Raw genomic sequence first — 14,883 nt, 5'->3', positions numbered from 1 at the left:
AGGCATGGGCGCACGGTACGAGGAGCGGCTGTCCCGCTTCGGCGGCGCGGTCCTCTGGACCTGGACCGGGCGGCGGGACCCGGCACGCCCCGTGCTGCCCGACGGCTGCATGGACCTGCTCTGGACCGGGGGGCGGCTGCTGGTCGCAGGCCCCGACACCCACGCGTTCACGCCCGCCGAGGCACTGTCCGGCACCTGCGTGGGCATCCGATTCGCCCCCGGCACGGCCCCCGCCCTCCTCGGCGTGCCCGCGCACGAGCTGCGCGACCGGCGGGTCGCACTGGACGCGCTCTGGCCCGGCGGGGAGGTACGCCGGCTCACCGAGCGGACCGCCGAGGCCGACGACCCCGCAAGCGCGCTGGAGGGCATCGCCCTCGGCAGGGCTGCCGTCGCCGGGCAGGCGGACCCGCTCACCGCCGCCGTCGCCTCACAGCTGCGGCAGGGACGCTCCGTCGCCGCCACGGCGCAGGCCGTCGGCCTCGGGGCCCGCCAGCTGCACCGGCGCTCCCTGGCCGCGTTCGGTTACGGCCCCAAGACGCTCGCCCGGGTGCTCCGGCTGCAACGCGCCCTGGCCCTCGTACGCGCGGGAACGCCGTACGCCGAGGCCGCCTGCGCGGCGGGCTGCGCCGACCAGGCGCATCTGGCCCGGGAGATGCGGGACCTGGCCGGTACGACGCTCGGCGGCTACCTGGCCGCCACGGGTCACGACGGGTCGGCGGCGAACAGCGACACCGCGCAGCCGTCGGGGTCCAGGACGACGGCGTAGCGCTGCCCCCAGACCGCGTCCCAGGGCTTGAGATGGCCCCGGTATCCGGCGCCGGTCAGATCCGCGAACACGGAGTCGACCTCGGCAGGGCTGTCGCAGAGGAAGGCGAGCCCGAGGCGTTCGCCGCCCTCGGAGCCCTTCCACCCGGGATCGAAGGAGCGGACGACGTCCTCGGTGTCCCAGAGCAGGCGCTGCCCGCCGGGGAGGGCCACTTCGACGTGCGGGGCCGATTCGGCTCCGGCGGGGATGTCGAGACCGAGCCGGCGGTAGAACGTCAGAGAAGCGGCCAGGTCGGAGGTGGTGACGGACAAGGCGTCGAGTCGTGGAGTCATGGAACGACCGTATGCGCGGGGCCGTGACCGGGTCTTGTACGAAACGGTCACGGGCCCGCGCGGCGGCGGTCATCGGGAGGCGCGGGCCCCGTCGCGCGGCGGCTCAGCCGTGGACGCAGGCGTCGGGTGACGTGCCCGGATCCGTCAGGGGCAGGCCCAGCTGGGCGCGCTCGGTGAGCCACCGCGTCGGCCGGTACCGCGGGTCGCCGGTCGTGGCGTGCAGGGCCCGCTGGAGTTCCAGCACGCGCCCGGCCCCGACCCGGTCGCCCCAGGCCAGTGGCCCCACCGGGTAGCCGAGACCGGTTGTGACGGCGAGGTCGATGTCGGCGGGGGTGGCCAGCGAGCGCTCGGCGATCGAGGTGGCGACCGACACCACCGAGGCGAGCAGCCGCTGCGCGACCGAACCCGCGGTGTCCCGCACCACGGACACCGCGAAGGGCTCGCCGCCGTCCGCCGCCCGGGCAAGGACCGCCCGCGCGTCCCGCGCCGCTGCCGGGTCGGCCGCGGGGGTCACCGCGAGCACCCGGCGGCGGCCGGCGGGCGGCAGCGGGTCCGCCCCGAAGGCGCGCTCGGCGGGCAGCCCCAGCGACGCCACGGCGGCCGCCACCGTGGTGCCCCACACCGGCACGAGGACGACGGCTTCCGCCGAGGGCGCGAAGCCGCTCTCGACCGTGGCCCCCGCCGCGCTCAGCGCGCTCCGCAGCGCCTCGCCGTCCTCGCCGGCCACGAATACCGGCCGGTCCGCGTCCCCCGTCACCGGCGGTTCCGGGGTCTGCGCGGGCGCGTCCGGGCCGTACGCGAACCAGCCCCGGCCGGTCTTGCGGCCGTGCAGCCCGGCCGTCACACGGTTGGGGGTGAGGGAGGAGGGGCGGAGCCGGTCCTCGTGGCGGAAGCCCTGCCAGATCGAGTCGATGACCGCCGCCGTGACGTCGAGTCCGGTCAGGTCCATGAGTTCGAACGGGCCCATGCGCAGCCCCAGCACGTCCCGGGCGATGCGGTCGATGCCCGCGGGGTCGGCGACCGACTCCTCCAGCAGCGCCAGCGCCTCCGTCACGAGGCCCCGGCCGGCGTGGTTGACCAGGAAGCCGGGGGCGTCGGCGACGGTGACCGCACGGTGTCCGCAGCTCTCCACCAGCGCGGTCAGGGCCGGCGGGATCTCCGGCCGGGTGGCGGCGCCCGGCACGACCTCGACGATCTTCATCAGCGGGACGGGGTTGAAGAAATGCAGCCCCGCCAGCCGCCCCGGGTCCCGGAGCGACGACGCGATCCGCGTCACCGACAGGGAGGAGGTGTTGGTGGCGAACACCGCGGAGGCGGGCAGGGCCGCCTCCAGCTTCCCGAAGACCTCCGCCTTGGTGCCGAGGTCCTCCCGCACGGCCTCGACGACCAGACCGACCTCGGGGCCCGGCGCCCACGGATCGTCCAGCGGGACGAGCCTGGCCAGAGCAGCGGCGGAGTCCCCGGCCGGCATCCGGCCCTTCTCCACGGCCCGGTCCAGCATGGACCGTACGAAGTCCACGGCCGCTGTCACCGCCTCGGGCCGTACGTCGCAGAGCTCGACGGTGTGCCCGCCCGTGACGGCCCACTGGGCGATGCCGCGGCCCATGGCTCCGGCTCCGACGATCCTGATACGCATGGCGGTGACGTCCTCTCGGCAGGTGCGGTCGACAACAGCGAAGGTAGACGCCGGCCGCCCGGCGGGTGCGGGCGGCCGGCGGGAAGCGGGGGAGGTCAGCGGAGGTAGACGCGGTCGGGGTCGACGTCCTCGCGCAGGAGCCGCAGTTCCGCCCCGGTCGGCGGGGGCACGGTGTCCACCGAGTCGGCCACCGCCAGGTCCCAGCCCGTCGCAGCGCGGACCTGTTCGACCGTCACCCCCGGGTGCACGGCGACGAGTCGCAGCTCCTCGCCGACGCCCGAGCGGGCCAGGATGCCCAGTTCGGTGATGACCCGGGTGACCCCGGCACCCAGTGGGCGGATGCCCTCGGCGAGCGCCCGGTCAGGACCCGGGGTCGTGCAGAAGTCCAGCTCGGCCGTGAAGGAGCGGGGGTCGTGGCGGCGCATCACCACGAACACCTCGCGGGAATTGGCCATCACCTCGATCCCGCCCCCGGAGCCGGGGAGCCGCACCTCGGGCCTCTCCCAGTCGCCGATGACGGAGGTGTTGAGGTTGCCCCACCGGTCGATCTGCGCGGCGCCGAGGAAGCCCACGTCGATGTGGCCGCCCTGCAGCACGCAGCCGAACAGCGCGGGCATCGACAGGACGGCCTCCGCGCCCGAGATGAGCACGGCGTCGGCGATGGTCTCGGGCAGATGCGAGGGATGCGCCCCGCAGACCCCGGACTCGTACACCACCTCGATCCGGGGCGCGACCGTCAGATGGGCCAGTTCGGTCGCCAGCGTGGGCAGTCCGATACCCGCGAACACCGTCCGCCGAGCTGCCAGTTCGCGCGAGGCGACGACGGAGAGCAGCTCCGAGGAGGTCGGGGTGCCCGTCGCTGTGGTGGTCATGGCCGACTCCTCGTCGAAGGGCGCGTTCACAGACGCCGCCCGTAGTTCACCGGTTCGCTGAGTGCCTCGCCGACCGCCAGGCCGGCCCAGAACTCCTCGCCCTGCCGTGCGGTGTACTCGGCGTGGTCCGCCGTTCCGTACACCCACTCCGCCAGCCACTCCCGCAGCCGCTCCGGGTCCTTGCTGATGTGCGACCACGCCCGGTAGAAGGCGTTGTCACGGTCGTAGTAGCCCTGCGCGAAGGACGGGTGCGCGCCGCGCGGGCAGACGACGACCGCGTCCACGGCATGGGCCGGGACGAGCGTGCGGTTGGGGTCCGAGCGGATCACCTCGTCGTCGACGACCTCCTCCACCACGACGACCGCCCGGTCCGCCGCGTACACCGCCTCCGCCTGAACACCCGTCAGTCCCCAGATCTGGGTGTTTCCCCGGCGGTCGGCCCGCTGGGCGTGGATGACCGTCACATCGGGGTTCACCGGCGGCACGACGTAGATCTGCTCCGGCTCCCCGTCAGGGCCCGGGTACGGCGACGTCACCTTGCGCAGATCACTGTTGACCGCGGGCAGGTCGCTGCCGCCGTAACTGCGCAGGGGATAGAAGGGCAGCCGCTGCGAACCGGCGAGGTAGCGGCAGATCATCCCGTAGTGGCTGTACTCCTCGAAGGCGAGCGGCGCCGGATCGGCGTGCTCGATCCGGCGCCGGAGCTCACCGAGTGAACCCGCCGAGGAGTTGCCCACGAAGGAGGACACCAGCCTCGACACGCAGCCGGCGGCGATCATCTGGTCCACCACGATGTCCGCCGTCATCCGTACGACGGTGAGGTCCTTGCGGCCCTGGCGGATGATCTCGTGCCCGGCGGCGGTGGGGATGAGATGGGTGAAGCCCTCCAGACAGACGGTCGCCCCGTCGTGCACGAAGGCGGCGATCGCCTCCCTCATCGACATGACCTTGCTGGGCCCGTCGGCCGTATCCGTCCGCTCCACGGTGCTCCTCGGCGAGTGCGTGTTGGTCGATCCACCGTCTCAGCGCCCATTGATTGCTGTCCAATATCAAATTAAGGTCGAACCGAGACCGCTGATTAATGAATGGATGACCTCGTGGAGCTGCGCCATCTGACCGCCTTCACCGCCGTGGCCGAGGAACTGCACTTCGGCCGGGCCGCCAAGCGGCTCCAGATGGCTCAGCCACCGCTCAGCCAGCAGATCCGCCGGCTGGAGAAGGAACTCGGTGTCGCGCTCTTCGAACGCAACACCCGGTCGGTGCGGCTGACCAGCGCGGGGGAGTCCTTCCTCGAGCCTGTCCGCACGGTGCTGGAGGACCTCGACACCGCCGTCCGTGCCGCGCGGGCCGCAGGGCGCGGAGAGTACGGGCGCGTCACCATCGGCTTCGCGGGCGCCTCCAGCCACGGGACGCTGCCCCTGCTCACCCGGGCCGTGCGGGCCGCCCATCCCGCGCTCGAACTGGTCATGAAGGGGCAGACCTATGCCAACGTCGCCCTCTCCGGGGTCGCCGACGGCACCCTCGACCTCGGCTTCGTCCGCCTCCCGGTCACCCGGCCGGGAGTGTCCTTCCGGGTGATCGACGAGGAGGAACTGCTGTGCGCGCTGCCCTCGGACCACCGGCTGGCCGGTCTGGAGAGCATCCCGATCGGGATCCTCGCCGACGAACCCTTCGTCTCCTTCCCCGCCAACGCGGGCTCCACCGTGCGTGACGCCATGGTCCAGGCGTGCGAGGCCACCGGCTTCAACCCCCGTGTCGTGCAGGAGGCCCCGGACTCCTACACCATCCTGGCCCTCGTCGCCGCCGGGGTCGGGGTGACACTCACCGTCTCCTCCGTCCAGCACATCCAGCAGACCGGGCTGGTCTACCGCCCCCTCGCCGGTCCGCCCATCCGTCGCCAGGCCGCGCTGGCCTGGCGCGCGGACAACCCGTCGGCGGCGCTGCGGACGGTGCTCGCGGTCGCCGAGGAGGCCCTGCCGACACCCGGGGCCGATTGAGACGCCTGGCGTCCTGAACACCCGCCAACTCGATATTGGACCGACTCGGCGGTCCAGTGCGAAGGTCACCCCACACACCCGAACCCGCCGAAAGGTGTTCCGCCGTGCCCGACCCGACCGATGTCGTCATCTGCGAGCCGCTGCGCACACCCATCGGGCGATTCGGCGGCGCCTTCGCCCGGCAGACGCCCGCCGCGCTCGCCGCACGCGTCATCGCCGAGGTCGTCGCCCGCACGGGCATCGACCCCGAGCGGATCGACGAGGTGATCCTCGGACACGCCTACCCCACGTCCGACGCCCCGGCGATCGGCCGGGTCGCCGCCCTCGACGCCGGGCTTCCCGAGACCGTCACCGGCGCCCAGACCGACCGGCGCTGCGGATCGGGGCTGCAGGCCGTCCTCGACGCGGCGATGCAGATCCGGGCCGGTTTCAGCGAGGTCGTCATCGCGGGCGGCGTCGACGTCATGAGCGCCGCCCCCTACTACACGCACGACGGACGCTGGGGCATCACGGGCCCCGGCCTCCAGCTCCACGACTCGCTGGCCCGGGGCCGCGTCACCGCCGGAGGCGTCAACCACCCCGTGCCCGGCGGCATGATCGAGACCGCGGAGAACCTGCGCCGCGCCTACTCCATCAGCCGGGCCGACCAGGACGCCCTCGCGCTGCGCTCCCAGGCACGGGCCGCCCGCGCCGCGCAGGAGGGGCGTTACGACGCGGAGACGGTCCCCGTCACCGTACGCACCCGCAAGGGCGAGACGGTCGTCACCGCCGACGAGCACCCCCGTCCCGACACGACCGCCGAGCAACTCGCCGCGCTGCGGCCCATCATGGGCGAGTCCGACCCGGAGGCGACCGTCACCGCGGGCAACGCCAGCGGCCAGAACGACGCGGCCGCAGCCTGTCTCGTGACCAGCGCCGCCACCGCCGAACGGCTCGGGCTCACCCCGCTCGTCCGTCTCGTCTCCTTCGCCCGCGCCGGTGTCCCCGCCGCGACGATGGGCATCGGCCCCGTCCCGGCCACCCACGCGGCCCTCGGCCGCGCCGGGCTCACCCTCGCCGACCTCGACCTGATCGAGATCAACGAGGCGTTCGCCGCTCAGGTCCTGGCCTGCACCCGGGAGCTGGGGCTCGGTGAGAAGGACCACGAACAGCGGATCAACGTCAACGGATCCGGTGTCTCGCTCGGCCACCCGGTCGGCGCCACGGGCGCCCGCATCCTCGCCACGCTCAGCCACGAGATGCACCGCAGCGAGGCGCGCTACGGCCTGGAGACGATGTGTATCGGCGGCGGTCAGGGCCTCGCCGCAGTCTTCGAGCGCATCACCGTCTGACCCCCGCCGGTGTCACCCGCACGCACGGAAGGGCCGTCCCGGCAGCGCCACGCTGCCGGAACGGCCCTTCCCGCTCGTTCCGCTAGTTGCGCGAACCGCGGGTACGGCGCATGAGCACCGTGCCACCCAGCAGCAGCGCCGCACTCGCACCGGCGGCCAGGCCGATGTCGCCGGCGCCGGTCTGTGCCAGCTGCGAACCGGGTGTGTTCGGACCGGGGTTACCGGCCGGCGGCTGGTCCACCGGGGGCTTGGAGGTCGGCGGCACCGACGTGGGCGGCTCCTCGGACGGCGGCTCCTCCGCCGGGGGCTCCTCCGTGGGCGGCTCCTCGGTGGGCGGCTCCTCGGTCGGGGGCTCGTCGACCGGCGGCTCGTCGGTCGGGGGCTCGTCGACCGGCGGCTCGTCGGTCGGGGGCTCGTCGACCGGCGGCTCGTCGACCGGCGGGTGCCCGTGGTCGTGACCACTGTGGTTGGCGCAGGAGTTGCCGAACGCCGGGTTGAGCGCACCGACGACGTCGATGGTGTTGCCGCAGGCGTTCAGCGGGATCTCGACGGGAACCTGGGCGAGGTTGCCGGACGCGACACCGGGGGAGCCGACCGCGTGGCCGTCCGCGCTCGCGCCGGAGGACCCGCCGCCGTGCTCGCCGCCCGAGCTGACGTTCGCACAGGTGTTGCCGAAGGCCGGGTTCAGCAGAGCGATCACATTGACGGTGTTGCCGCAGAGGTTGACCGGGACGTGAACCGGGACCTGTACGGCGTTGCCCGAGCCGACACCGGGCGAATTGGCGGCGACACCGTCCGCCGACGCATCGGCGTGCGCATAACCGCCCGCGGCGGTCAGGATGCCCGACGCCGCCGCCATGACGATCATGCTTTTATTCAGAACCTGTCGCATTAAATGCCCTTCTCCGGTGAAATTCGCGCGGGCGGTGACCCTGATGGAACTCATTCCATCGACGCGGACGACTCCATAACGACGCAGCGGTTGCGGGGGAAACTTGGAGAGCGGTGCATATTGTGTAACCACCCGAAAGGGTCACGTACGGGTGTTCGCTTTCGGGGTGGACTTCTGGCATTCGGGTGAACGAGGGCCGATGGGGGGAACCAAACGCCCGGCGCCGAGTTGATCAGTGCGCTCCGTCTCGGGGCACTCGGTACGAGAAGGGTTCATCGTGATCAAGAAGGTTCTGGCTACGGGTGCCGTCGCCGCCTCCATCCTCGGTCTCTCGGCGACCAGCGCCATGGCGATCGGCGACGACACGGGCACGACGTCGGTCAACGGCAACGGCGCCGAGTCGGAGTTCGGCAACAGCGAGACCAAGGGTGACCAGAGCCCGCAGCTCAGCCTCGTCCAGGGCTCGCTGAACAAGCCCTGCATCGCCCTCCCGGTCAAGGCCAACGCCGGTGCGCTCGTCGGCATTCTCGCCGCCGTCGCGGTCCAGGACGTCAACGTCCTGTCCAACCCGCAGAACCAGCAGTGCACGGACAACTCCACCCAGGCCAAGGGCGACGAGCCGCTGTCGCACATCCTGTCGGACATTCCGGTTCTCTCCGGCAACGGTGCCGGCAACAGCTGACCGGGCCGCACGAACCGGTCCGGGTCGCCGACACTCCTCCATCGTGCGGCCCGGGCCTGCAGCATTCGGGCGGTTTCCCGAGAAACTTCGCGCATAGCGTTTCGATGCCGCCCGCCGATCGTTATGGATAACAGCTTCGGAGTCACGAGTGCGTCGGGAAAAGCGCTCGTGCGGCACGAAAGACGTGTCCGCTCAGGACTCCGCTGCAGAAAGGGATGAAAGTGAAGTACACCAAGGTCGCCGCCGTCGCCGCCGGAACCCTCATGGCGCTCGGCGCCGCTGCCCCGGCCATGGCCGACTCCGGCGCCGAGGCTGCTGCCGTCGGTTCCCCGGGCGTCCTGTCGGGCAACATCGTGCAGGTCCCGATCCACATCCCGGTGAACGTCTGCGGCAACACCGTCAACGTCGTCGGCCTGCTCAACCCGGCGTTCGGCAACGTCTGCATCAACGACTGAGCTTTTGCCGACCGAGCCGACGGCTCGTCATGAGAAGGCCCTGGACCGTGCATACCGGTCCGGGGCCTTCTTCGTTGTCGCCGGGTGAAATTCCGCTGGTGCGCAGTTTCCCCCCGTACGGCTTGATCGTTGTCCCGTCCAGAGGCGGCGGATGCCGCCCGAGAAGGGATCTGAGAAAGTGAAGTACGCGAAGACCGTCGCCCTCGTCGCGGGTTCCGTGGCCACCCTCGGAGCGGCCGCGCCCGCCTCCGCGGCGGTGGCCACCCCCACCGCCCCCCGGATCAGCCTCACCACCGGCGTGAACCAGCTGACGTCGGCCGTGCCGCAGATCCCTGACCAGGTGGTGAACCCCCTGGTCGACACGGTCGGCCGGAGCGCCGGGTCCGCCCGGGAGGACGTGGACTCCACCGCGGACACCGTGACGGGTGTGGCTGACGCCGCCGCGCCGCTCCTGGGTGGGCTTCCGCTCGGCGGCTGACCGGAATCGGGGTCCCGCTCCCGCATCGTCCCGCAGGCCCGGTTCCTTCTCTTTTTCCACGGAAATGGGACACGGGAAATCGTTCGAGTGAAATGACGCAACCGGATCCCACCGGGCGCAGTTGTTCAGAATGCTCCGGACAGGCGGGCAACAGATTAATCAGAAGGGCACGTTCATGATGAAGAAGATCCTGGCGACCGCGGCGGTCGCCGCCTCCGTCGCCGGTGTTTCCGCCGCCGCGGCCCCCTCGGCCATGGCGATCGGCAACGACAACGGCACGACGTCGGTCAACGGCAACGGCGCCGACCAGTACTACGGCAACAGCAGCACGCACGGCGACATGAGCCCGCAGATCGGCCTCATCCAGGGTTCGTTCAACAAGCCCTGCATCGCGCTCCCGGCGAAGGCCAACGTCGGATCGCTCCTCGGGCTCGTCCCGATCTCGGTCCAGGACGTCAACGTCCTGTCCTCCCCGCAGAACCAGCAGTGCACCGAGAACTCCACCCAGGCCAAGGGTGACGAGGCGCTGTCGCACATCCTCAGCGACATCCCCGTCCTCTCGGGCAACGGTGCGGGCAACAACTGATTAGGCGTCACATCGGCGGCCCCCGTGCATGTTCAGGCCGGGGTCTGCCGCTTCCCGCCTCGTCGTAGTCCGTGAGGGTGCGTGGGGCCAGTGTGTCCGGGGCACGACCGAACTGTTGGGTCGTGAACCCCGGATGTCCTGGCCCCACACGTCTGTTGCGGGCGGGGAGAGCCGTCCGCAGGTCGGGTAGCCCGATAGTGCGGATATTGGGCCGGTTGCCGCAGCAGTCGCCGAGGCATCCCGCGCGGCCGGGTAGGTGCGCCCCATGGACCTGTACGACAGTCATCATTCCCCCGGCCCCGGTCACCCGCCGGAGAGCTCCACGCCCATCTATGACCGCCTGCTCGCCGAATGGCACGCGAGGTCGCAGGGCGAGGCCGGGCGGAGCCCCGCCGAGGCGCCCTGCGCTCCGCCGGCCCCGGGGGTGCCGGGGCGTCGCGGACAAGGAGCCTTCGTCCCCGCCGCACGCGGTGCGAGGGCGAGCGGAGCCAGGTAGCGGACGTCGACGTGGAAACCGGTCCAACCCGTTCGAGTGGTGTAGCGGAACCAAACCGTCCGGTCTGAGTTAATCAGGACGTTCCACAACGGGACGCTCCGAAAGGTGAAGCGCAATGAAGAAGATGATGGCCGGCGCCGCTGTGGCTGTGTCCCTGATCGGTCTCTCCGCCGCCGCGGCCCCCTCGGCCATGGCGATCGGTGACGACCACGGCACCACCACGGTGAACGGCAACGGTGCCGAGTCCGAGTTCGGCAACAGCGCGACCAAGGGTGACCAGAGCCCGCAGCTCAGCCTGGTCCAGGGCTCGCTGAACAAGCCTTGCATCGCTCTGCCGGTCAAGGCCAACGTCGGTTCGCTGATCGGTCTCGTCCCGATCGCGGTCCAGGACATCAACGTCCTGTCCAACCCGCAGAACCAGCAGTGCGCCGACAACTCCACCCAGGCCAAGGGTGACGAGCCGCTGTCGCACATCCTGAACGACATCCCGGTTCTCTCGGGCAACGGCGCCGGCAACAGCTGAAGCAACTGAGACGCGGGCGGTCCGGGGCGCAGGCCCGCGGGACCGCCCGCGTTTCGCTGTGCGGCACGCATACACGGCGATGCCCACCACTCGACGGGGGGTGGTGGGCATCGCCGCGTGCACGTGCCGTGTACGGGGGTGGATCAGCCCAGGCTGCGCACCGGCAGGAGGCAGTGGGCGGACGTCCCCACGACGTCCGGGTCGGCCACGAAGGAGCGAAGCAGGTCCTCGCCGACCGGCTGCCCCGGGACCGCCGCCGGCCACGGGCGCGTGGCGAACATCCCGTGGACCACGCCGGCCGACCGTGCCACGGCGAGCCACTCGGCGGGCACGGTGTACTGCGCCTTGAAGTGCGGCAGGGTCAGGACGACCTGACCGGCCTGGATGAGCAGCTTCACCGGAAGGTTCGGCAGTTCCGAGGCGTCCAGTGTCTCGCCCCCCACCCTCAGCCCGCTGCGCTCCAGGGCCGTGTGCATCGCCCTTGCGCCGACTTCGGGCCCCTCCGGGCCGTCGCCCAGCGAGTAGGTCAGCAGGAAGGCGGTCTCGCTGCCCGTGGCAGGGTTCGAACCGCTCCAGGCGATGAGGATCTGGGTCCCCAACTGGGCAGGTGAGTAAGGGGTGGTGACGGAGTTCGATGAGCTCATGTCCGGCACCCTAACGGCCCGATACCGGTACGTGTGCACGCGTATCACCCGATCGGGGGCCGCCGTACCGAACCGGACGGCCCGTCGCAGGCCGGCGGCTCGTGGGAAAACCTGTTGACGGCTCCCGGAGGTCCGAGGCTAGGCTGTGCGCAGTTCCAGGAACCAGGAGGTGAGGACATTGATGACTGTCGTAGCGGTGGGCACTGCCCACGACCCGAAGAGCATCGTTCCCACCCCTGTGGCCACCGGCTGAACTCTCACCGCCACACCCGCGCCCGAGCGCGCGGTGCCGGGGCCGCCCTTGTGAAGGGTTTCCCTTGTCTTTCTCTCATTCTCAGGCTTCCTCCCTGTCGCACGCGCTGACTCCGTACGGCTGGGACGACGACTGGGCCGCCGCCTTCGCGCCGTTCGCCGAGCAGGGGCTCCTGCCGGGACGTGTCGTGCGGGTGGACCGCGGACAGTGCGACGTCGTCACGCCCGACGGCACCGTCAGGGCGGACACCGCGTTCGTGGTGCCCCGTGACCCCATGCGGATCGTCTGCACGGGCGACTGGGTGGCCGTCGATCCCGACGGCGACCCGCAGTTCGTCCGCACGCTTCTGCCCCGCCGGACCGCCTTCGTACGCTCGACGTCCTCGCAGCGTTCCGAGGGCCAGGTGCTCGCCACCAACATCGATCACATCGTCATCTGCGTCTCGCTCGCCGTCGAGCTGGACCTCGGACGGCTGGAACGCTTCCTCGCGCTCGCCATGTCCAGCACGGCGGGCGCCGCCCTGCTCGACGACGGGGCGGGTGCCCGGCAGTACGAGGCGCACCCCCTCGTACTGCTCACCAAGGCGGACCTCGTACCGGATCCCGCCACGCTCGGCCACCTCGTCGAGGACATCGAACGCATCGCTCCCGGGGTGCAGGTGCTGCCCGTCAGCTCCGCGACGGGGGAGGGCGTCGACGTCTTCGGCGCGATCGTCGGCTCCGGTACGAGTGTCCTGCTCGGGACCTCGGGCGCCGGCAAGTCGACCCTCGCCAACGCGCTCCTCGGAGAGGACGTGATGGACGTGCGCGCGGCCCGCGACGTGGACGGCAAGGGCCGGCACACCACCACCACCCGCAATCTCCTCGTGCTGCCCGGTGGCGGCGTCCTGATCGACACCCCCGGTCTGCGCGGGGTGGGCCTCTGGGACGCGGAGCGCGGCGTGGGCCAGGTCTTCTCCGAGATCGAGGACCTCGCAGGGCGGTGCCGCTTCCAGGACTGCGGCCACGAGTCGGAACCCGGCTGCGCCGTACTCGGCGCGATCGAGGACGGCTCGTTGCCGGAACGGCGCCTTGCCAGCTACCGCAAGCTGCTCCGTGAGAACCACCGCATCGCGGCCAAGACCGACGCCCGGCTGCGGAGCGAGACCCTGCGCGAGTGGAAGCGCAGGGGCGCCGAGGGCAGGGCCGCGATGGAGATGAAGCGGGGCCGGATCCGATAGCGGTACCGGCCGGGTGTCCGGGCCGTCGTCCCGCGCCGCCCCGGACACCCGGCTCCACCCGGCACTCAGCCCCAGACGAGTGCTCCCAGCCACGCCCCGGTCACCAGGAGACAGCAGAAGAGCTCGACCAGCACGGAGTACCCCGTCGCGCGCATCACGGATTTGAGTGAGGCCCAGCCCGCGGCCCTGCTGCCGAGCCTCATGCGTTCCGCTCCGTAGACCGCTGCCACGTATCCCAGGACCCCACCGACCACCGGAATCACGAAGAATCCCGCGATGGCCGCGATCCCCCCGGCCATGAGCGTCCCGCGCGGTGCTCCGGACTCGCGCGGGCGTCGGGTGGGCAGGAGCGCCTTCAGCGCCTGGTTCAGCAGCAGCACGCACGTCGCGCCGATGAGCACGCCCCAGGCGACCGGGGTCGGGTCCGTCAGCGCCCACCACAGAACAGCGGCCCACACGATCGCCTGCCCGGGCACGCCGGGCACCAGCACGCCGACCAGGCCGAGCAACATCACCGCGCCCACGGCGACGAGCTGCCACACACTCATCCGACCAGCGTGCCGGACACCGCCGGGTCCCGCCCGTCAGGCCCGCGGGCCGACCGCCGGAGGTACCGCTCGTCCACCGCTCCGGCCACGGGCGGGGCGCTACCGGGGAAGCGTGCCTGTCAGCGGGGGGCCCGGGCCACCCAGCCGCGCTCGTAGGCGTGCCAGCCCAGCTGCAGCCGTGTCGTGACCCCGGTGAGTTCCATGAGCCCCTTCACCCGGCGCTGGACCGTGCGCAGGCCCAGATCCAGCTGCTTCGCCACGCTGGCGTCGGTCAGGCCGGCCAGCAGCAGCGAGAGGATCTCCAGATCGGTCGGATCCGCACCCGGGCCGTTCTCCTCACCGATCCCGTCGACGCCCAGCCGCAGAGGCATCGCGTCACGCCACACGGCTTCGAAGAGGCCCATCAGGGACTCCAGCAGTCCGCTGGCGTGGATCACCAGGGCCGCGGGCTCGGCGCCCCGGCCGGTGAGGGGAACCATGGCCAGTGAGGCGTCGGCGACGACCAGTTTCGTCGGCACCCGGTCGACGACCCGGCACTGTTCGTCGCGGCTCAGCGCCGCGGTCAGCTCCACGATCCCGGTCGGCAGGTGCAGCACGTCGCGCTCGACGACGACGCGGTAGGCCACGCCCCGCATCGACGCCCGTTCCTCCGACTCGTTCTCCATGCCCGTGACGGCGATCGGTTTCCCGGTGACCAGCGCGCAGACTTCGGACTGGGCGCCCAGCTGGAGTTGATGGAACCGGTGGGCGACGGCGCTCGCCCCCGTCACCACCTCCACCAGATCGTGCACCGCGGGTTCGGCCGCCTCGGCCCGGTACTCCTCGGCGAGCAGCACCGACGCGAGCTCCGCCTGCTCCAGCTCGTGCCGTTGCTGGGTCAGCAGAGCCCCCAGCGCGACACCGGGCGGTGCGGCCACCCAGCGGTCCGCCCGCGACGAAGACTGGGCGACGAGTCCCTGCTGCTCCAGCCGGCGCAGCGCACGCTCGGTGTCCGCCTCCGACAGGGACAGCCGCCGCGCGAGGTCGGACACCTCCGCGGCCCCGGCCGCGACCAGCGCCCGGTAGGCCGCTTCCTGTCTCTCGTCCAGACCTATCGCTGCCAGCATCCTCGGCCCTCCCCGCAGTGGTCGTCGTATGTCGCCGCGCCCGTCGGCCGGTTCGCGCGGTGGCGGG

17 protein-coding genes are annotated in these 14,883 nt (G+C 71.7%); 9 read left to right on the top strand and 8 right to left on the bottom strand.

All coding sequences use genetic code 11. From position 1 onward, the window contains the following. Positions 1–4: 4 nt before the first annotated feature. On the top strand, positions 5–766 hold the full coding sequence (locus OG206_RS06450; protein ID WP_327113136.1) for a DUF6597 domain-containing transcriptional factor: 762 nt from the start codon (positions 5–7) through the stop codon (positions 764–766). Here OG206_RS06450 and OG206_RS06445 read toward each other — a convergent pair. The 4 genes from OG206_RS06445 to OG206_RS06430 all read right to left on the bottom strand — a co-directional run bounded on the left by OG206_RS06445 (position 703) and on the right by OG206_RS06430 (position 4,550). Continuing rightward, entirely contained in the window at positions 703–1,098 is a 396-nt protein-coding gene (locus OG206_RS06445; protein WP_327113134.1) for a VOC family protein, read from the bottom strand. The genes OG206_RS06450 and OG206_RS06445 overlap by 64 nt on opposite strands. 103 nt (positions 1,099–1,201) lie before the next feature. After that, a complete protein-coding gene (locus OG206_RS06440) occupies positions 1,202–2,734 on the bottom strand; it encodes a 3-hydroxyacyl-CoA dehydrogenase (protein ID WP_327113132.1) in 1,533 nt (510 codons plus the stop codon). A 95-nt stretch (positions 2,735–2,829) separates the two neighbouring features. After that, a complete protein-coding gene (locus tag OG206_RS06435; protein ID WP_327113130.1) occupies positions 2,830–3,606 on the bottom strand; it encodes a CoA-transferase subunit beta in 777 nt (258 codons plus the stop codon). Between the two features lie 26 nt (positions 3,607–3,632). Further along, positions 3,633–4,550: a CoA transferase subunit A gene (locus tag OG206_RS06430; RefSeq protein WP_327122199.1), complete on the bottom strand. Its 918-nt coding sequence runs from the start codon at positions 4,548–4,550 to the stop codon at positions 3,633–3,635. A gap of 153 nt (positions 4,551–4,703) precedes the next feature. Here OG206_RS06430 and OG206_RS06425 point away from each other — a divergent pair, with 153 nt between their 5' ends. Next, the gene (locus OG206_RS06425; protein ID WP_327122198.1) at positions 4,704–5,603 is read left to right on the top strand and encodes a LysR family transcriptional regulator; all 900 of its coding nucleotides are present in this window, start codon (positions 4,704–4,706) and stop codon (positions 5,601–5,603) included. A 104-nt stretch (positions 5,604–5,707) separates the two neighbouring features. Next, entirely contained in the window at positions 5,708–6,934 is a 1,227-nt protein-coding gene (locus OG206_RS06420) for an acetyl-CoA C-acetyltransferase (protein ID WP_327113128.1), read from the top strand. Positions 6,935–7,016: 82 nt separating this feature from the next. On the opposite strand, the gene OG206_RS06415 is transcribed toward OG206_RS06420, so the two are convergent. Further along, positions 7,017–7,826 carry a chaplin gene (locus OG206_RS06415; RefSeq protein ID WP_327113126.1) on the bottom strand — a complete coding sequence of 270 codons (810 nt, stop codon included), beginning with the start codon at positions 7,824–7,826 and terminating at the stop codon, positions 7,017–7,019. A gap of 277 nt (positions 7,827–8,103) precedes the next feature. On the opposite strand from OG206_RS06415, the gene OG206_RS06410 reads away from it, so the two are divergent. From OG206_RS06410 to OG206_RS06390, 5 genes are all read left to right on the top strand, one after another. Then, positions 8,104–8,508, top strand: a complete 405-nt coding sequence (locus OG206_RS06410) for a rodlin (RefSeq protein ID WP_327113124.1) — start codon at positions 8,104–8,106, stop codon at positions 8,506–8,508. Between the two features lie 221 nt (positions 8,509–8,729). Beyond that, positions 8,730–8,963 carry a chaplin gene (locus OG206_RS06405; protein WP_327113122.1) on the top strand — a complete coding sequence of 78 codons (234 nt, stop codon included), beginning with the start codon at positions 8,730–8,732 and terminating at the stop codon, positions 8,961–8,963. Positions 8,964–9,141: 178 nt separating this feature from the next. Beyond that, the gene (locus tag OG206_RS06400) at positions 9,142–9,441 is read left to right on the top strand and encodes a hypothetical protein (protein ID WP_327113120.1); all 300 of its coding nucleotides are present in this window, start codon (positions 9,142–9,144) and stop codon (positions 9,439–9,441) included. A 175-nt stretch (positions 9,442–9,616) separates the two neighbouring features. Beyond that, complete coding sequence (locus tag OG206_RS06395) at positions 9,617–10,027, top strand: rodlin (RefSeq protein WP_327113118.1); 411 nt, start codon at positions 9,617–9,619, stop codon at positions 10,025–10,027. A gap of 611 nt (positions 10,028–10,638) precedes the next feature. Next, the gene (locus OG206_RS06390; RefSeq protein WP_327113116.1) at positions 10,639–11,046 is read left to right on the top strand and encodes a rodlin; all 408 of its coding nucleotides are present in this window, start codon (positions 10,639–10,641) and stop codon (positions 11,044–11,046) included. A 143-nt stretch (positions 11,047–11,189) separates the two neighbouring features. On the opposite strand, the gene OG206_RS06385 is transcribed toward OG206_RS06390, so the two are convergent. Further along, positions 11,190–11,690, bottom strand: a complete 501-nt coding sequence (locus OG206_RS06385; protein ID WP_327113114.1) for a DUF5949 family protein — start codon at positions 11,688–11,690, stop codon at positions 11,190–11,192. Positions 11,691–12,007: 317 nt separating this feature from the next. Here OG206_RS06385 and rsgA point away from each other — a divergent pair, with 317 nt between their 5' ends. Next, the gene (rsgA, locus tag OG206_RS06380) at positions 12,008–13,162 is read left to right on the top strand and encodes a ribosome small subunit-dependent GTPase A (protein ID WP_327113112.1); all 1,155 of its coding nucleotides are present in this window, start codon (positions 12,008–12,010) and stop codon (positions 13,160–13,162) included. A gap of 65 nt (positions 13,163–13,227) precedes the next feature. On the opposite strand, the gene OG206_RS06375 is transcribed toward rsgA, so the two are convergent. Together OG206_RS06375 and OG206_RS06370 are read right to left on the bottom strand one after the other, a co-directional pair. Next, complete coding sequence (locus tag OG206_RS06375; protein ID WP_327113110.1) at positions 13,228–13,710, bottom strand: DUF456 domain-containing protein; 483 nt, start codon at positions 13,708–13,710, stop codon at positions 13,228–13,230. Between the two features lie 119 nt (positions 13,711–13,829). Further along, positions 13,830–14,816, bottom strand: a complete 987-nt coding sequence (locus OG206_RS06370; protein WP_327113107.1) for a helix-turn-helix domain-containing protein — start codon at positions 14,814–14,816, stop codon at positions 13,830–13,832. Positions 14,817–14,883: the final 67 nt, after the last annotated feature.

This window comes from Streptomyces sp. NBC_01341, assembly GCF_035946055.1.
Classification (GTDB): domain Bacteria; phylum Actinomycetota; class Actinomycetes; order Streptomycetales; family Streptomycetaceae; genus Streptomyces.
The sequence above is the reverse complement of the archived record's forward strand: the minus strand, read 5'-3'. Positions and strand labels throughout refer to the sequence as shown.